16 protein-coding genes are annotated in these 17,896 nt (G+C 65.1%); 2 read left to right on the top strand and 14 right to left on the bottom strand.

The features are described 5' to 3' along the window. Window positions 1–105 precede the first annotated feature (105 nt). From rpsO to rimP, 7 genes are all read right to left on the bottom strand, one after another. Entirely contained in the window at window positions 106–375 is a 270-nt protein-coding gene (gene rpsO / locus V5F78_RS21255; RefSeq protein ID WP_394046515.1) for a 30S ribosomal protein S15, read from the bottom strand. Between the two features lie 461 nt (window positions 376–836). Further along, window positions 837–1,949 (bottom strand): tRNA pseudouridine(55) synthase TruB, encoded by a 1,113-nt coding sequence (truB, locus tag V5F78_RS21250; protein ID WP_509276823.1) that lies wholly within the window; start codon window positions 1,947–1,949, stop codon window positions 837–839. Between the two features lie 38 nt (window positions 1,950–1,987). Beyond that, window positions 1,988–2,431, bottom strand: coding sequence for a 30S ribosome-binding factor RbfA (rbfA, locus tag V5F78_RS21245; RefSeq protein WP_509276352.1), 444 nt, complete (start codon window positions 2,429–2,431; stop codon window positions 1,988–1,990). Between the two features lie 287 nt (window positions 2,432–2,718). Next, window positions 2,719–6,003: a translation initiation factor IF-2 gene (gene infB / locus V5F78_RS21240; RefSeq protein WP_509276351.1), complete on the bottom strand. Its 3,285-nt coding sequence runs from the start codon at window positions 6,001–6,003 to the stop codon at window positions 2,719–2,721. Continuing rightward, window positions 6,000–6,665 carry an RNA-binding protein gene (locus tag V5F78_RS21235; protein ID WP_509276822.1) on the bottom strand — a complete coding sequence of 222 codons (666 nt, stop codon included), beginning with the start codon at window positions 6,663–6,665 and terminating at the stop codon, window positions 6,000–6,002. The genes infB and V5F78_RS21235 overlap by 4 nt, the downstream gene beginning before the upstream one ends. A 75-nt stretch (window positions 6,666–6,740) precedes the next feature. Beyond that, on the bottom strand, window positions 6,741–8,354 hold the full coding sequence (nusA, locus tag V5F78_RS21230; protein ID WP_394015499.1) for a transcription termination factor NusA: 1,614 nt from the start codon (window positions 8,352–8,354) through the stop codon (window positions 6,741–6,743). Beyond that, complete coding sequence (gene rimP / locus V5F78_RS21225; RefSeq protein ID WP_394070889.1) at window positions 8,354–9,142, bottom strand: ribosome maturation factor RimP; 789 nt, start codon at window positions 9,140–9,142, stop codon at window positions 8,354–8,356. The genes nusA and rimP overlap by 1 nt, the downstream gene beginning before the upstream one ends. Before the next feature lie 485 nt (window positions 9,143–9,627). Here rimP and V5F78_RS21220 point away from each other — a divergent pair, with 485 nt between their 5' ends. Together V5F78_RS21220 and V5F78_RS21215 are read left to right on the top strand one after the other, a co-directional pair. Beyond that, on the top strand, window positions 9,628–10,212 hold the full coding sequence (locus V5F78_RS21220; protein WP_394070888.1) for a hypothetical protein: 585 nt from the start codon (window positions 9,628–9,630) through the stop codon (window positions 10,210–10,212). Window positions 10,213–10,239: 27 nt separating this feature from the next. Beyond that, a complete protein-coding gene (locus V5F78_RS21215; RefSeq protein ID WP_394070887.1) occupies window positions 10,240–11,313 on the top strand; it encodes a hypothetical protein in 1,074 nt (357 codons plus the stop codon). A gap of 154 nt (window positions 11,314–11,467) precedes the next feature. On the opposite strand, the gene V5F78_RS21210 is transcribed toward V5F78_RS21215, so the two are convergent. From V5F78_RS21210 to V5F78_RS21180, 7 genes are all read right to left on the bottom strand, one after another. After that, complete coding sequence (locus V5F78_RS21210) at window positions 11,468–11,803, bottom strand: hypothetical protein (protein ID WP_394070886.1); 336 nt, start codon at window positions 11,801–11,803, stop codon at window positions 11,468–11,470. A 243-nt stretch (window positions 11,804–12,046) separates the two neighbouring features. Then, on the bottom strand, window positions 12,047–12,226 hold the full coding sequence (locus V5F78_RS21205) for a hypothetical protein (protein WP_394070885.1): 180 nt from the start codon (window positions 12,224–12,226) through the stop codon (window positions 12,047–12,049). A gap of 319 nt (window positions 12,227–12,545) precedes the next feature. Beyond that, on the bottom strand, window positions 12,546–13,241 hold the full coding sequence (gene trmB, locus V5F78_RS21200) for a tRNA (guanine(46)-N(7))-methyltransferase TrmB (RefSeq protein ID WP_394070884.1): 696 nt from the start codon (window positions 13,239–13,241) through the stop codon (window positions 12,546–12,548). Window positions 13,242–13,436: 195 nt separating this feature from the next. Further along, complete coding sequence (metK, locus tag V5F78_RS21195) at window positions 13,437–14,627, bottom strand: methionine adenosyltransferase (RefSeq protein WP_394070883.1); 1,191 nt, start codon at window positions 14,625–14,627, stop codon at window positions 13,437–13,439. 87 nt (window positions 14,628–14,714) lie between these two features. After that, window positions 14,715–15,137 (bottom strand): helix-turn-helix domain-containing protein, encoded by a 423-nt coding sequence (locus V5F78_RS21190; RefSeq protein WP_394070882.1) that lies wholly within the window; start codon window positions 15,135–15,137, stop codon window positions 14,715–14,717. Between the two features lie 93 nt (window positions 15,138–15,230). Further along, on the bottom strand, window positions 15,231–16,907 hold the full coding sequence (gene lnt, locus V5F78_RS21185; protein ID WP_394070881.1) for an apolipoprotein N-acyltransferase: 1,677 nt from the start codon (window positions 16,905–16,907) through the stop codon (window positions 15,231–15,233). Beyond that, complete coding sequence (locus V5F78_RS21180; protein ID WP_394070880.1) at window positions 16,904–17,893, bottom strand: hemolysin family protein; 990 nt, start codon at window positions 17,891–17,893, stop codon at window positions 16,904–16,906. Before V5F78_RS21180 ends, lnt begins: the two co-directional genes overlap by 4 nt. Between the last annotated feature and the right edge of the window lie 3 nt (window positions 17,894–17,896).

Genomic DNA, 17,896 nt, shown 5'->3' with positions numbered 1-17,896 from the left:
GGCGGGCCCCATGCCCGACACGTCGTGCCCCGCCTCACGGGCGAAGCACCGGAGCCTGCCCCGGAAAAGGTCCGACCTTTTCGACCGCGGCAGGCTCCGCCGGCATCAGCGACGCAGGCCCAGACGCTCGATCAGCGCCTTGTAGCGGGCTTCGTCCTTGCGCTTCAGATAGTCCAGAAGGCTGCGGCGGGTGGAGACCAGCTTCAGCAGGCCGCGGCGGGAATGGTTGTCCTTGTTATGGGACTTGAAGTGCTCGGTCAGGTTGGAGATGCGTTCGGACAGAATCGCAACCTGGACCTCCGGCGAACCCGTGTCGCCAGCCTTGGCACCGAAATCCTGAATGAGCGCCTGCTTGCGCTCGACCGTGATCGACATCGGATGATCCTTTCAGTCAGAAGAAAACGAAAGGCTCCGCCTTGGCACACGGGCCGCAGCTGCGAAAACGGGCTGCGGAACACGGTGGCGAGGGGGCCTTGCCCATTCGGCCGGGCCGGGATGTCGTCCAGCGCGGTCAAAAGAAGGGCGTGCGCAAATCCTGGAAAACTCCAGGGCTCTGCACGCGGGCACCATACACGAAAGCCCCTCAAGCGCCAGCGGTTCTTGCAACCGGCGGCGCGAGGTCTCCCGGCAAGCGGAGAGGGGATTGGGTGCGGCCGCGAGATGATGGCGCCGAAAGCCCCGTGAGCCCCCTCCCCCCTTGTGGGGGAGGGTTGGGGAGGGGGGGTGCGGCCCACCCTCCGGCGACACGGTGCTGGCGGAGAGATACCCCCCGCCCCGCCCTCCCCCGCAAGGGGGGAGGGAGAGCGCGATCCCCGGTGCCCCTCAGGCCGGAGCCCTCACGCCGTGCGCGGCAGGGCGCGGGGCATGGCGCGGGACCAGTTGAACACGCGGTGCGGGCGGATCTCGCCTTCCACCATGTCGCCGATGGCGATCAGGCTGCCCTGGCAGCTCACCGCCACATGGCCGTCGAAGATCGGCGCATCGCGGCCGCGCAGAAACACATTCTGCCCGCAGCGCAGGCGATGGGCGTCCTGCGGCGAAAGCGAGAGCTGCGGCAACTCCTCCAGCGCGCAATCGAGCGGATCGAGCGCCTCGAACAGCGGCCCCTCGCCGGCTTCGGCGCGGGCGCGCAGATCGTCGAGCGTCACCAACTGCTCTTCCAGGAACGCCCCCACCGCCGCGCGGCGCAGCATGGAAACGTGCCCGCAGGTGCCGAGCATGCGGCCAAGATCGCGGGCGATGGCACGCACATAGGTGCCCTTGCCGCATTCCGCTTCCAGCACCGCATGGTCGGCGTCGGGCCGATCCACCAGATCGAGCCGGTGGATCACCACCGGGCGGGCCTCGAGCACCACCTGCTCGCCCTCGCGGGCGAGATCATAGGCGCGCTCGCCGCCGATCTTCAGGGCGGAATAGGCCGGCGGCACCTGCATCACCTCGCCCCGGAACTGCTCCAGCGCGTCGAGAATGTCGTCGTCGCTCGGGCGCACGTCGCTGGTGGCCACCGGCGTGCCCTCGGCATCGTCGGTGTCCATCTCGGTGCCGAAGCGCACGGTGAAGCGATAGGTCTTCTGCCCGTCCATCACATAGGGCACGGTCTTGGTGGCCTCGCCGAAGGCGATCGGCAGGCAACCGGACGCCAGCGGATCGAGCGTGCCGGCATGGCCCGCCTTCTTGGCGTTGAACAGGCGCTTGACCACCGAAACCGCCTGGGTGGAGGTCATGCCCACCGGCTTGTCCAGCAGCACCCAGCCGTCGATGTCCCGCTTGGGCAGGCGCGGGCGCTGGGGATCTTCCGGCGCGCGCGGCGTGCGGGGGCGCGGATCGGCGCTCTTGTAGCGGGGGCGCTCGCCCTCGCGCGGGGCGCGGCCGCCGAATTCGTTCTGGCGGGCATCCGCCTCGCTCACCACCGGGGCGGCGACCGGGTCCTGATTCAGGCCAGGGCTCATGTCCAGGGTCGCCGCGCCGGCTTCATCCTCGGTCCGCATCATTCGTCTTCCGTCTTGGTCTTGTCGTCGAGGGTGAAAGGCTCGTGCTCGAGATCGCGCAGCACTTCCGGCTTGCGCAGCAGCGCGTCGATGCGCGCGCCTTCCTCGAACGAGGTGTCCTTCATGAAGCGCAGGGAGGGGACCGATTTCAGCTCCACGCGGCGGCCGACCTCGGTGCGCAGCACCTTCTGGTGCGCCGCCAGGGCCTTCAGCACCGGCTGGATGTCGGCGCCGCCGAGCGGCATGACATAGCAAGTGGCGATCTTGAGATCCGGCGACATGCGCACTTCCGGCACCGTGATGATGCGGCCGGAGAGCACCGGGTCCACCACCGCGTCACCGCGCGCGAGCACGTCGGCCAGCGCGTGGCGCACGAGTTCGCCGACGCGCAGCATGCGCTGGCTCGGGCCCGTGCCCGGTCCAGAACGAGTTTGAGTCTTCATTGTCGAAACCTTCTCGGCGCGCCGCTTTGCGCGGATCTTCGGCGCCAATGGAAAACATGAGGCCGGCGGGCTTGGACCGTCCGGCCTCGATGGCAATCATACCGGCAAACCCGGCGAACGCATGGCGTTGACGTCCCTAAGGTCCCTCTCCCCTTGCGGGGGAGGGCTCGGGAGGGGGGTATCTCTCCGCGCGAACGATTTCCGCGCGGTCGCGAGATACTCCCTCCGCAACCCTCCCCCACACGGGGGGAGGGAGGTCCTCGGCAGGGAGACGCCTCAGCCCGCCGTTACAGCGAGCGCTGGATGACCTCGACGCGGTAGCATTCGATCACGTCGCCGGCGCGCATGTCCTGGTAATTCTCGAACGACATGCCGCATTCCTGGCCCGCGACCACCGTGTTCACGGCGTCCTTGAAGCGGTTCAGGGTGGCAAGCTTGCCTTCGTGGATCACCACATTGTCGCGGATCAGGCGCACATGCTGGCCCCGCTCCACATTGCCGTCGGTGACGCGGCAGCCCGCGACCTTGCCCACCTTGGAGACCGCGAAGATCTCCAGGATGAGGGCATTGCCCAGCATCGTCTCGCGATTGATGGGGGCGAGCAGGCCGCTCATGGCCTTCTTCACGTCGTCCACCAGGTCGTAGATGATGTTGTAATAGCGGATCTCGATGCCGGCCTGTGCGGCGGCATCACGGGCTTCCTTATTGGCGCGCACGTTGAAAGCGATGATCGCGGCGCCGGAGGTTTCCGCCAGCGTCACGTCGCTCTCGTTGATGCCGCCGGCGCCGGCGTGGATCACGCGGGCCTGCACCTCGTCGTTGCCCACCTTTTCCAGCGCGCCGATGATGGCTTCCACCGAGCCCGACACGTCGCCCTTGATGATGAGCGGGAATTCCTTCCGGCCGGTCGACTTGACCTGGCTCATCATCTGTTCGAGCGAGCCGCGCATGGTGGCGGAGCGGGCCGCCGCCTTCTCGCGCTTCTGGCGCTGACGGTAATCGGTGATCTCGCGGGCGCGGGCTTCGTTTTCCACCACCGCGAGGCGGTCGCCCGCCTCCGGGGTGCCGTTGAAGCCGAGCACTTCCACCGGCACCGAGGGGCCGGCTTCGTCCACATTGGCGCCGGTGTCGTTGATGAGGGCGCGCACGCGGCCCCATTCGGCACCTGCGACCACGATCTCGCCGATGTGCAGCGTGCCGCGCTGAACCAGCACGGTGGCCACCGGGCCGCGACCACGATCCAGCTTGGCCTCGACCACCGTTCCTTCCGCGGGGCGGGTGGGATCGGCGGTGAGGTCGAGCAGCTCGCTTTGCAGCGCGATCAGCTCCAGCAGCTTGTCGAGATTGAGCTTCTTGGTGGCGGACACCTCGACTTCGAGGGTTTCGCCGCCGAGGCTTTCCACCTGGATCTCGTGCTGGAGCAGTTCCGAGCGCACGCGCTCGGGCTTGGCGTCCGGCTTGTCGATCTTATTGATGGCGACGATGATCGGCACGCCCGCCGCCTTGGCGTGGGCGATCGCTTCCGCCGTCTGGGGCATCACGCCGTCGTCGGCCGCCACCACCAGCACCACGATGTCCGTCACCTTGGCGCCGCGGGCGCGCATGGCGGTGAAGGCGGCGTGGCCGGGGGTGTCGATGAAGGTGATCTTGCTGCCCGAGGGCGAAGTCACCTGATAGGCGCCGATATGCTGGGTGATGCCGCCGGCCTCGCCGGAGACCACGGCGGTCTTGCGGATCGCGTCCAGCAGCGAGGTCTTGCCGTGGTCGACATGGCCCATGATGGTCACGACGGCCGGGCGCGGCTGCAGGGATTCGGGCGCGTCGACGGTGTCGAACAGGCCTTCTTCCACGTCCGATTCCGACACGCGGCGCACGGTGTGGCCGAGATCCTCGGCGATCAGCTGGGCGGTGTCGGCGTCGACCACGTCCGTGATCTTCACCATCTGGCCCTGCTTCATCAGCATGCGGATCACGTCCACCGCACGCTCGGACATGCGGTTGGCGAGTTCCTGGATGGTGATGGTCTCGGGCAGGATCACCTCGCGGCTGATCTTTTCCTTGCTCTCCTGCACCCGGTGGCCGGTCATGCGCTGGGTGCGACGGCGGAACGAAGCGAGCGAGCGCTGGCGTTCCTCGTCGCCCGACAGGGCGGTCACGAGGGTCAGGCGGCCGCGGCTCTTCTCGGCACCGGGGCCCTTGGGCAGCTTGGCCGGGGGCGCGGGACGCGGCGCGGCGGGACCGCGGCGGACCGCGGCGCCCTTGCGCTCTTCCTCTTCGCTCGTCTCCGTGGCGGTGGTGCCGGCGGGACGCGCGGTGAGGGGACGGGCCGTGGTGCCCGCCGGAGCGGCGGTGCCCGAGCGGGCCGCGGCGCCGGTCTGGTCCTCGCCGCCGAAGCGCTTGCGCGCTTCCTGCTCGGCGCGGCGCTTGCTTTCGTCTTCGTTGGCGCGGCGGCTTTCTTCCTCGCGCTTGCGCGCTTCGGCGGCCTCGCGCTCGGCGCGCTCGATGCGCTCGCGCTCGGCGCGGCGACGGGCCTCTTCCTCGGCGATGCGACGCTCTTCCGCCATGCGCCGCTCTTCGACTTCGCGGACGCGGGCGTCGGCGAGGGCGCTGGCGCGCATGTTGCGCTCTTCATCGGTCAGGGTGCGCAGCACCACGCCCGATCCGCCGGGACGGTTGGAGCCGGGACGCCCGGCCGGGGCGCCGCCGGCACCGGGGCGGCGCTCGCCGCTCGGTGCGGCACCGCCGCGCTGGGGTCCGCCCTGGCCGGGGCGCTGGCCCTGGCTGGAAGCGGACGCGCCGGAGCCGGATTGGCCGCCGCGCTGGGGAGCGCCGGAGCCGCTGCGATTGCCACTCGCGCCGGCCGGGCGCGAAGAGGAGCCGGCAGCGCCGGTGCGGCCTTCGCCGGTCCGCACAGGGGCGGCGGGGCGCGTCTCGGCCGCACGCGGTTCGGCCGCGCGGGGCTCTGGGGCTTTTGCCTCGGTTGACTTTGCGTCCATCGGCTTTGCTTGCGAGACGGGTTCGGAGGGCGCCTTGGGGGCGGGGGCGGGTTCAGCCGGCGCCTTCGCCTCGGCCGCCGGAGCGGCGGGCGAGGGGGCGGCCGGAGCGGAAACAGGCGCGGCGGGCGCGGGCGCCTTGGCTTCCACCGGAGCGGCGGGAGCCTCAGCCACCGGCGGCTTTGCCGCAGGCGCCTTGGCGGGCGCAGTCGCTGGCGCGGCTTCCGGCGCCTTGGCTTGCACCGGGGCGGCGGAGGCTTCGGCGCGGGCCGGGGCGGCGGGCGGCGTGGACGCAGCCGGACGCGGCGCCGCCGGAGCGGTTCCGGCAGCGGCGGTCGGCGCGGCAGGCGCGGCCGGGCGCGGCGCGGGGGCCGCCGGCGCAGCCGCGGTCGCGCTCGCCGGCGCGGCGTCGCCCGGACCGAAGACGCGGCGCTTCACCTTCTCCACCACGACCGCCTTGGAGCGGCCATGGCTGAAGCTCTGGCGCACGGTGCCCTGCTCCACGGGTCGCTTGAGGGTCAGCGTCTTGCCGGTGGCAGGGTGGAGCGTCTTGTCGCCGGGTGTCTTAGTGTCGTTCATTCCGTATCCGTTCCTGGCATCCGGTCGAGCGTCAGGCCATGCCCGTCCGGTGCGCGGGCGGATGTTCCCATCCGCCAGCGCTCGAGCTTTCGGCAGCGCGCGAGAAATCCCGCGGTCGTCGGATGCGCGAGCAGCGCAGCGTGTACCACATTTGACCGCCCGAGCGCCAAGTCCAATTCGAGGCCCGATAAACAGTCGACGATGGCCACCGGGCTCATGCCGGCAGCTTCTCTCTGACGGGCGATGCCGTCGAGTTTGCGTTTCCCGTCCGGACGGCCGTCGGCGGCATGCAGCAGCACGCTCACCGGGTCCGCATGGAGGGCGGCATCCACCTTGGTGGTGCCGGTGATGACGCGGCCCGCTTTGTTCGCCATGGACAGGGCGCTGCGGACTTCGGTCAGCATCAGGGATTCGATGAGGTCGGGCAAATCTGGGGCGATGGTGCCCTTGCCCTTGAATGCGCGGCCGAACGCCTTGCGCTTCAATGCCTCGGCGAGCGCGGCGCGGGTCGCGGTGACCCAGGCGCCCCGGCCGGGAAGCTTAGCGGCGAGATCCGGGACGACGGTGCCGTCCGGCCCCACCACGAAGCGGATCATCTGCGCAACCGGCGTGACGGCGCGCGTCGCGAGGCACAGACGCGCCAGCGGCGCACGCGCGGACACAAGCCCGCGCGGCCCCCCATCGGTCTCTTCCTCGATCAAGCTCGCTGCCAGCACGCCGGGTCATCTCCACTTCTCTCAGGTCTGGGCTTCGTCGGACGGGTCCTCGTCATCCGCGCCATCGGCGGGGGTGTCGAGATCGTCCTGCGAAATCCAGCCGGCCACGACGCGGGCCTGCATGATGATGTGTTCCGCGTCCTCGCGGCTCACTTCGAAGCCGTCGAGCGCGCCGGGGAAGCGGGTGGTCTCGCCGTCCTTGCGCTCGGACCAGCCGGTCAGATCGTCGGTGGCGCAGCCGGCCAGGTCTTCCACGGTCTTGATGTCGTGCTTGCCGAACGCCACCAGCATCTTGGAGGTGACGCCGGGCACGGTCGCGAGCGCGTCTTCCACGCCCAGTTCCTTGCGCTCATTGTCGAGCGCCTCTTCCACGTCCGCGAGATGCTTGAGGGCACGCGCCTGCAATTCGCCGGCGGTCTCCTCGTCGAAGCCCTCGATGGAGGCGAGCTCGGAAATCGGCACATAGGCGATTTCCTCGACGCTCGCGAAGCCTTCGGAGGCCAGAAGCTGGCCCATCATCTCGTCGAGATCGAGGGCCTCGGCGAACATGGTGGTGCGCTCGGCGAATTCCTTCTGGCGCCGCTCGCTCTCTTCCGCCTCGGTCATGATGTCGATGTCCCAGCCGGTGAGCTGGGAGGCGAGGCGCACATTCTGTCCGCGCCGGCCGATGGCGAGCGAGAGCTGGGCGTCGGGCACCACCACTTCGATGCGCTCGCGCTCCTCGTCCAGCACGACCTTCACCACTTCGGCGGGGGCGAGCGCATTGACGATGAAGGTGGCGATGTCCGGGTTCCAGGGGATGATGTCGATCTTCTCGCCCTGCAGCTCGTTCACCACCGCCTGCACGCGCGAGCCGCGCATGCCGACGCAGGCGCCGACCGGGTCCACCGACTGGTCGCGCGAGATCACGGCGATCTTGGCGCGCGAGCCGGGGTCGCGGGCGACCGCCTTGATCTCGACGATGCCGTCGTAGATTTCCGGCACTTCCTGGGCGAACAGCTTCGCCATGAACTGGGGATGGGTGCGCGAGAGGAAGATCTGCGGCCCGCGCGGCTCGCGCCGCACGTCATAGATATAGGCGCGCACGCGGTCGCCGGTCTTCACCACTTCGCGCGGCAGCAATTCGTCGCGGCGCAGGATGGCTTCGCCGCGGCCGAGATCGACCACCACATTGCCGTATTCCACCCGCTTCACGAGGCCGTTGGAAACCTCGCCGATGCGGTCCTTATATTCGTCATACTGGCGATCGCGCTCGGCCTCGCGCACCTTCTGCACGATCACCTGCTTGGCGCTCTGCGCGGCGATGCGGCCGAAATCGAACGGCGGCAGGGTATCGGCGATGGTGTCGCCGACCTGGGCGGCGGGATTGTGCCGGCGCGCGCCATCGAGCGTGATCTCGGTGGCGAAATTCTCCACCTCGTCCACCACCAGCAGATGGCGGGCGAGCCGCAATTCGCCGGTCTTGGGATTGATGTCGGCGTGGATGTCCGTCTCCTGGCCGTAGCGCGAGCGCGCGGCCTTGGCGATGGCATCTTCCATGGCGGCGATGACGATGCTGCGATCGATCGTCTTCTCGCGGGCGACCGCTTCGGCGATCTGCAGCAGCTCGAGCCGGTTTGCGCTGACGGCGACCATCAGTGCGTCTCCTTCGCTTTGGCATTGCCGCCCTTCGCCTTGCGGGCGGACGGCTTCGATTGGGACTTGTCGGCCTTGGGCTTCGCGAGCTTGCGCGGCTGCAAGGGTTTCGCCGGCTTGACGGGGGCGGCGGGCGCCTCCGTGGCTTCGTCGGCGAGATCGTCGAGCGCGCTGTCGGCCAGTTCCTCGTCCGCATCCTCCATCGCGCGGCCGGCGGCTTTCGCCCGGCGCAGCGCCTCAGTGATGAGGTCGTCGGTGAGGATCAGACGGGCATCGCCGATATCGGCGACCGGCAGGCGCGAGACCGGATCTTCGCCGGCCGGCGCATCGGGGCGCCGCACCAAAGCAAGGCCGCCCTCGGTGCCGAGAAGGATGCCGCGAAAGCGCTTGCGGCCATCCAGCGGCACGGCCATTTCCACCTTCACCTCATGGCCCGACCAGCGATCGAAATCGGTGAGGCGCACCAAAGGCCGGTCGATGCCGGGGGAGGAGATTTCCAGGCGATAGGCGGAAGCGATGGGGTCTTCCACGTCGAGCACGGGGGAGATGGCGCGGGAGACCAGCTCGCAATCGTCGATGGTCATGGAGCCGTCGGGCCGCTCGGCCATGATTTGCAGCGTGCCGCCGTCGCGGGCCGTGTGCTTGACGCGCACCAGCCGCATGCCGAGGCCGGTGAGCACGGGACCGACGATGCCGGCGACGCGCGCGGCCACACCCGTCTCGATGATGAGGCGGGGCTCGTTCAGGTCTGCGGTGTCCACACCGTGGGTCGCTTGCGTATCGGTCATGTCCCTCCGGGACGTCTTTCTTTTCCTGTGGCGCGGATGCGCCGAATTTTTACCGGCGCGTCTGCGCCTTCCTATCGTGCGGCGCGTGAGCGCCGAACCTTGGCCTTTTCGCCGCCTTCACCCCGCACCGGCCGACCTTAAGGCGGCGGCGACGCGGACGGGATCGAAGGGTTTCGAAACCGCAACCGTGCGGCGCCTTGTGCGCCCCGCGGACGATCGCGTAAACGAAAATCGAGCGGGTCCCGGCGGGGGCCCACTCTCATCACCTTCGACGACGATGGCTCTGAGGTATCCCCACTGGGGGACAGCGCTAATATAGACGGAACGGCGGGGGATGCAAGGGCGGGGGTGAGGTGGGGCTTCCAGAAGGATTTGTACACAATTTTGTATGAGGGCCTCAAATAAACTATGTCGCATCTTGACTCTAGACGTATCGATGTCGACTCACTATGATTCGGAATCTTTTTTCGGAGCCTGGGGATGATATGCCCAATATCGCCTCTTATATTGACGATGCCACTATAGATTGGGTCAGGAAATACACAGCCGACCAGTCGGAATGGGCAATCCCACGCATCGAATCCGAGGCACTATGCGCAACGGACGCGCTAGTCGGGGCATGGGATTCATTCGAGGAAACGTATATTTCGCTACAAAGACTCTGGGTTCTATACAAGAAGTCTCCTGATTTTGCGAGGTACGGTAGAATATATTTTGATAACTCCATGCGTAAAACATGTTTTTTTAGTTTTCCGGGAGAAGTAGTACGCATTAAATACTTATTAGACATTGATTTGGCAATTAAGGATGACATTCTGATTGAAGACGAAGTAATGAGCCTAGTCAACTTCAGAAGAGCTATCGATGGAGTACTTAAATTAGATAATCTTATATCTTATATTGATTTTGGGTGCGTCACTATTGGACTTTCCGTAAGGGTTCCATTGCTTTTGGCCGAATACTTTGGTGACTCTCATAAGGCGGTATTTTATCGTCTTCAATCTGAGAGTTGGGAAGAAGCAAAAAAAAGGTTTAATGTCATCCAGGAAATGGTAATAGATCATCTCTAATTGGAATTTTTTGGGTAAAGTACTGACATGCTGACTACCCACTATCTTTGCTTCGTAGCCCTGCCGGAAGAAATGGAATATATACATAATGTATTAGTGGGGTGCGATTTTCAGTATGCGGATCTGCCATTTCGATCACGCTCCTCTCATCAGTATTTAATTAAGTCGGATCGAAATGCATTGGCTCCATGTGCCGACATAGATTTCGTAATACTTAGTGGAATGGGAAATATTTGTTCAGCGACTGCGGTTGGTGAAAATTTAAGGGCTGACCGAAATTACAAAAGCGTTTTTTTACTGGGGCTATCGGGTACATTACAACCGAATAAATTTCGGCTTGGCGACGTAGTAATTTCATCCGCGGTTAAATATTTTACGTTTGATAAAATCAAAGAGCTTTCTTCTTCGGAGGAGGAGTTTGAAGGGTCGACAAATCCTGACCCAAGTGATTCATCAACTTCGGAGGCATTTGACGGAGCGCCAAATGCTGACCCAAGTGATTCGTCAACCTTTGCGAAACCGGCGAAAGTTAAACACATAATTTCCCGATCAAAAAGCATAGCTCAAAACAGCTGGTTGCGAATAAAGAGGGATTTTGTAACAATAGAGAAATCAGGGAGATTAATTCAGCGATATTTGGCCGATCAGAATCCGTCATTTGCGGGTTTTGCAAAGGTAACAGAAGATCTAATTGGAGTTCCCTCAGATCTGATTAATGATAAGCCGCGAATTCACATCGGGGCGCTTTTGGGTAGTGACTGGGTAATAGATTCTCAAGAGTATGTTGATTTTTTCAATGACCGCAATGAATTTCCCGAAAAGGACTGGTATATCCGCAAAGGGGGCCCCGACACGGCAAGAACAAAATGGTATAAAAGCGATATAGCGGCCGTTGACATGGAAAGTTATGGATTTTTGAAATCTATTTCTTTGGTTAACGCTGATGGAATGCATGCGATTTGTATACGAGGGATCTCGGATCGCTGCTCCGGAAAGGGTCTCTTGGACAACACGACTCAAGGTGCGATCCGAAATATTGCTATCAGGAATGCTACCGTTACTTTAGTTGATCTAATACATAAAATCTTACCACGCTCATAAGCCCGCCGACCTTTAATGCGCGCTCCCCGCGCTCTTCTTTGAGCGCCTTGGCGCTCATAGCAGTTGCCGGGCTAGCCTTCATAGGGGTGAGCAAATCGTCCGCCATTTGCGCCGTCCAGCTGAGGGCGCCGTGGGCGCGGATTTCGCGCAGGGTTCAGCCTTGCTCCGCCCCCGCCCGAAACGCCCCTTTGATGCTGCCCGAATTCCTCACGCAAAGCTGGATGTGGGCTTTCTCGCGAAAGCCGGATTTGGGATAGAGCGGTCTGCCCTCCAGAAACACCGCCCGCACCGTATCGAAGGGCTCAAGCTTGCCTGCCGCGCGCACCGCATGAAGATGGTTGAGAACCGCGCAATCCAGGTCCCGCAGCAGCGAATCCTCGCCGTCTCTGTTCTGCGGCACCTTGCTGCCCGAGCGCTCCGAATAGTCCAGATAATCGGCGTAGCAGCGGAGACGGCCGCGATTCCGGTCGAGGATTGCAGATCCAGGCAATAGCCGAGGTCGATTACAGCACCAACGACGGTCGGTGCGCTTGCGGCGGAGGCGCGGCCCGGACGCTCGCTGGCGAATTCCAACCCGCGCTGGGGATTGGATTCCCAGAAATAAATGCCATGGCCGAACCAATCATAAGCATTAGTTGCTGGGTGTAAAGGGATTACCCGCTAGAAGCCGGTCCGCGACGGCCTGTTCACAGCCGTGATACCCAAGTACAAAAGAGGTATTCAGCCGATGCACTCAGGCGGCGCTCTTGCGACGGAACCGGTTCTTCCGCGCATAATGGCCGGTCAGCTCCCCGTCCTTATCCACGACGCCTTCCTTCATGAGGAACGCGCGCGCTTTTTCCGGGGTTGCGGCATGCTCGGCCCGCACCCGCGCAACGGCGGCGAGGAAGTCTTCGAGGTCTTGCTCGGTCATGGGCGACGCTCGGAGGGTGCACGACACTCCCGCGCGCCCTGGTGCAGCTTAGATCACCTAAGGCGAAGATCAATGCGCCCTCGGCGCCGATCGATCATGGCTGGACGCTGTTCAGGAGAGATCGTCATGCACGGGCTTGTCCCGTGCATCCACGCGGCACCGCTGGCACCGGCTCTTCAAGGCCTGCGCGGGCGGCCCGACGTGGATGGCCGGGGCAAGCCCGGCCATGACGACCGGTGAAGGAAAGACAATCGCGCGCACCCGACGACGCCTCCACGCGGCACCGTGCCGCTGACTCTCGATCCGGCCTAGCGCCCCCTCACCCCCGCATAAACGCCAGATACGTCGGCACCCGTCCTTCCCGCAGGGCCTTGGCCTCATAGCGGGTGCCGGGCCAGCCGGCATAGGGCAGGCGCCAATCGTCCGCCGTGCGGGCGGGCCAGGTGAAGGCGCCGTGGGCGCGGATCTCGCGCAGGGTCCAGTCCACATAATCCGGCACGTCGCTGGCGAAGCGGAATGTGCCGCCCGGCGCGATGGCGCGGGCCAGCAGGTCCAGATTGTCGGCGCGCACGAAGCGGCGCTTCCAGTGGCGGCGCTTGGGCCAGGGGTCGGGATAGAGCAGGCTCGCGCCGGCGAGCGATCCTTCCGGCAGGCGCGCCAGCAGCAGCGCCGCGTCGCGGTCGAACAGGCGCACATTCTCGCGCGGCACCGCCTCCAGCGCCGTCACCGCCTTCACCATGCCGTTGAGAAAGGGCTCCACGCCGATGAAGCCGGTGCGCGGTGCCTCGGCCGCCCGGGCCAGCAGATGCTCGCCGCCGCCGAAGCCGATCTCCAGGCGCACCTCATCCACCGCGCTCGCGAACAGATCGCGCAGGGACATATCGGGGGCGATGGTGTCGAGGTCGATCAGATAGCGCGGAAGAACATCGCGCAGGGCCGCCGCCTGGTTGGGCCGCAGCGGCTTGCCCACCCGCCGCCCGTAGAAGGCGCCCTTCTCGTCATAATCGGCAATCATGGGTCTTCGTTCTGAAACCGGCGGCACGCAGCAGGATTTTACCGCCCCGCCGAAGTTCGGGAAAAAACATTCGGCGAAAGGACGCGGAGAAGCCCCGAAAGCCTTACGGAGATGTGCCGAAACGTGCCGAAAAAACGCGTTCGGCAGGCGGGAAAGGCTCCCCGCCTGCCGACCGAAAATGTTTCACGTGAAACCTCAGAGCGCGGATTTCAGCGCATCCACAAGGTCCGTCCGCTCCCAGGAGAAGCCGCCATCCGCATCCGGCGTCCGGCCGAAATGGCCATAGGCGGAGGTGCGGGCATAGATCGGCTTGTTGAGCCCGAGATGCTCGCGAATGCCGCGCGGGCGCAGGTTCACCACCTCGCGCAAGATCTTCTCCAGCTTGGCTTCTTCCACCTGGCCGGTGCCGTGCAGGTCGACATAGACCGCCAGCGGGTCGGACACGCCGATGGCATAGGCGAGCTGGATGGTCGCGCGGTCGGCAAGGCCGGCAGCAACCACATTCTTCGCCAGATAGCGCGCGGCATAGGCGGCGGAGCGGTCCACCTTGGTCGGATCCTTGCCGGAGAATGCGCCGCCGCCATGGGGCGCCGCGCCGCCGTAGGTGTCCACGATGATCTTGCGCCCGGTCAGGCCGCAATCGCCATCGGGCCCGCCGATCACGAACTTGCCCGTGGGGTTCACGTGCCACACCGTCTCGGGGGAAATCCAGCCTTCCGGCAAGGCCTTGGTGATGTAGGGCTCAACCAGCGAGCGCACGTCGTGGGAGGTGAGGTGCTCGTCCAGATGCTGGGTGGAGAGCACGATCTGCGTCACGCCGACCGGCTTGCCGTTCTCATATTGCACGGTCACCTGGCTCTTGGCGTCCGGGCCGAGGGCGCGGGTCTCGCCGGAGCGGCGGGCTTCCGAGAGCGTTTTCAGGATCTTATGGGCGTAGAAGATGGGGGCCGGCATCAGCTCGGGCGTCTCGCGCACGGCATAGCCGAACATGATGCCCTGGTCGCCCGCGCCCTCGTCCTTGTTGCCGTCGATGTCGACGCCCTGGGCGATGTCGGCGGACTGCGCATGCAGCACCACTTCGATATCCGCATTCTCCCAGTGGAAGCCGGCCTGCTCGTAGCCGATGTCCTTGATGGCCAGGCGGGCCTTGTGCGCGATCAGGTCCTTGGTGATGGTCGAGGGGCCGCGGGTCTCGCCGGCGATCACGACCTTATTGGTGGTCGCGAGCGTCTCAGCCGCCACGCGCACCTGGGAAGGATCGAAGCCCTGCTCTTCCGACACACGGAAGAACGTATCGACCACCTCGTCCGAGATGCGGTCGCACACCTTGTCGGGATGACCTTCGGACACGGACTCACTGGTGAACAAATAGGATTGACGCGACATCTGCTTCCCCTCGCCCACCGACGGAGCTCGAGGTCCTTGTGTCAAAGGCCCGCGAGCCGGTCAAGACCGGCTCGCAGCCCAAGGGCATCAGACCGGGCGGTCTGCGGCCTCCTCCTCGCCGGCGATCGCGGTCACCAGTTCCACGATGCGTCGGCGGATCTTGGCATCGGTGATGCGCATGAAATTGCGGGTCAGGACGAGGCCGTCGGATGTCGCAAGGAAATCCGAGACATAGGCGGGAGAGTGCGCTTCTCCGAAACCTTCGGAGTCGGTGGTCAGGGACGGTGCGCCTTCGAAGAAGAAGGCAACGGGCACGCTCAGCACCAGAGAAATCTGCTGCAACCGGCTGGCACCGATTCGGTTCGTGCCTTTTTCGTACTTCTGGATCTGCTGGAAGGTGATGCCGAGGCTCTCTCCAAGCTTCTCCTGACTCATCCCCACCATCATGCGTCGCATACGCACACGGCTACCTACGTATTTATCAATAGGATTTGGCGCCTTCTTGGCCATGTTCTCTCCGGCTGGATCGGAAATGTGTCACACTTCGCATCGCGAAGGCTGCCCTGACGGCGCGAAGATACGCATACATGGGAAGCGCGTCGATCAACTTTTGCGTGCAGCTTGCAGGATCCGCAAGCCTCCGGCACCCAGCCACGCAGACATAAGAACCAGAAGAAATATGGATAGGACAATGGAACCACCGGCGCGCGCCGCGGGCGGTGGAGTCTCCAACGCTTGCGGGAGGTATCCGTCCACTACACCGCGGATGTCCAATCCCAAATATGCGACAATCCGTCCCAGTGGATCAACGATCGCCGAAATGCCGGTATTTGCCGACCGGACCAGCGGCAACCCTTCCTCAATCGCGCGGATGCGGGCTTGCAGGAAATGCTGGTGAGGTCCCGGCGTCTCGCCGAACCAAGCATCATTGGTGACGTTGAGCAGGAAGCGCGGGCGCGGCCCCTTCGGAATGACGGCGCCGGAAAAGATCGCCTCGTAACAGATCAGCGGCGCGGCCAAAGGCGCGCCGGGAATGTTCAATGCCTGCAAGGCTTCCCCGGCTGAAAACCCGCCTCTCACCCGGGTCAGCTGCTCCAGGCCGATGCGTTCCAGAAACGCCTGGAACGGGAGATATTCGCCGAACGGGACGAGATGCACCTTGTCCACGCTCTGGAGCACCGTGCCATCCGCCGCGATCACCCGGATGGAATTGAAGTAAGGCGAGATCTGCCCCGGCGGCGGGGCGCCGTAGCGCGCGGCGCCGGTGACCAGGACCAGGTTGCGCGGCAGGCTCTCGCTGATTCGTCGCGCCGCCCAGGGCTCGCGTTCATAGAGGAAGGGAAAGGCCGATTCCGGCCAGATCAGCAAGCTCACATCCGTGAGGCCGCCGGGATATCGCGCGCTCGGTGTGGCGCTCAACGCCAGATAATCGTCGAGGATGGCTTCGCGCCGGCCATAGGCGAATTTCTCGTCCTGCGGCAGCGCCGGTTGCATCAGGCGCAGATTGACGCCCGGAACGGAGCCGATCTGCGTGCGCGCCAGCCGCAGCGCGCCACCGGCATACATCGCGCCGAGGGTGAGCATCGCCATCGCGAGAAAGGCCAGATGGCGTGGCCGGGCCGCCGCCGAAACCAAAAGGACCGGCGCCGAGAGCAGCAGGATCGTCAGGAACGTGAGCCCGCCGATGCCGATCAGCGCGGTGCTCTGCGCCAGGGCCAGATTCTCCGCGAGCGCGTAGCCAAAGGTGTTCCAGGGGAAGCCTGTGAGCACATGCCCGCGCAGCCATTCGGCGCCCCCAAGGCCGGCGCAGAGCGCACACAGCCGCGCCGCGCCGCGCGACCACAGCAGGCGGGCAGCCAGCAGGCCGAGGGCGGGAAACAGGGCGAGCCCCGCCGGCAGGCAAACCACCGCCACCGGCAGCAACCAGGCGAAGACATCCGCATCCACCAGGAACGCCGCGCCGATCCACCACAAGGAGCAGAGGAAATAGCCGAAGCCGAACCACCAGCCGATGGCGGCAGCGACCCGCCAGGGGCGCCGCGTGCCGCGCCGTGTGCCGTCCACCAGCAACACCAGGACGGGAAAGCTCAGCCCCAACACCGGCCAAAGGCCGAATGGCGGGGTCGACAGGGCCGAGAACGCGCCCGCGGCAAAGGCAGCCGCCAGCCGCCGCCACCCCTCGAGCGCGCTCACCCTGTGGGCCATGAGGCCAAGCGCCAGGAAAAAGCGCGCCAGGAAAAAGCGCGCCGGGAAAAGGCGCGTCAGAACACGGCGCGTCACGCCTGGTCGCCGTCCGAAGCCTCTGCCGCGTCGTTCGCCGCCTGCGCAGGCGGGAGAATCCGCAACATTTTCACCCGGCGCGGATCAGCGTCGAGCACCTCGACGCTATGGCCGCCCGGCAGGGGTATGATCTCGCCCACGGCCGGCACCCGCGCGGCAATGGTCACGATCAACCCGCCGAGCGTGTCGACCTCCTCCGCCACATGGGCGGGAGCAAAATCCTCGCCCAGCACGTTTAGGACGTCTTCCAGGGGCGTGCGCGCATCGGTGACGAAGCTGCCGTCCGCTTGGCGCTGAATCAGCGCCGCCTCGTCGTCGTGCTCATCCTCGATTTCGCCGACGATCTCCTCCACCACGTCCTCGATGGAAACGAGGCCGTCGGTGCCGCCATATTCGTCGATCACCAGCGCGAGATGGGTGCGCGCGGCCTGCATGGACACCAGCAGATCCACCGCCGGCATGGACGGAGGCACATACAGCAGGCGCCGCACAAGGCCGGCATCGGTCAGGGATTGCCGCAGATCGACCTTCGACAAGTCGATTTCCTTGTTGACGGGATGGTCCTCCTCGCCTTCCGGCAGCGGACCCGTCATGAAGGCGAGAAGGTCACGGATGTGGACCATGCCCACCGGATCGTCGAGATCGTCATCGAACACCACGAGCCGGGAATGGGCGGCATTGGCGAAAGTCACCATCAGTTCGCCGAGCGACACATCCTTCTGGATCGCCACGATCTCCGAGCGCGGGACCATGATGTCGCCGATCCCGACTTCCTTCAGGTGGAGGATGTTGCGCAGCATCTTGCGCTCGGACGGCGAAAACTCGCTCACCTCCCCGGAGCTTCCGCCTGCCTCCTCAAGCACCTCGACAAGGTCGGTGCGCAAGGAGCCATGGGGTCGGAACGTCCCGAGGAGGGCACGCAATCGATCGATGAAACTTTGCGGCTCCGCTGAGGCGGGGTCGCTCGACTGGTCGATGTTGGACATGGT

Source organism: Roseixanthobacter glucoisosaccharinicivorans, assembly GCF_043195095.2.
Classification (GTDB): domain Bacteria; phylum Pseudomonadota; class Alphaproteobacteria; order Rhizobiales; family Xanthobacteraceae; genus NCEH01.
The sequence above is the reverse complement of the archived record's forward strand: the minus strand, read 5'-3'. Positions and strand labels throughout refer to the sequence as shown.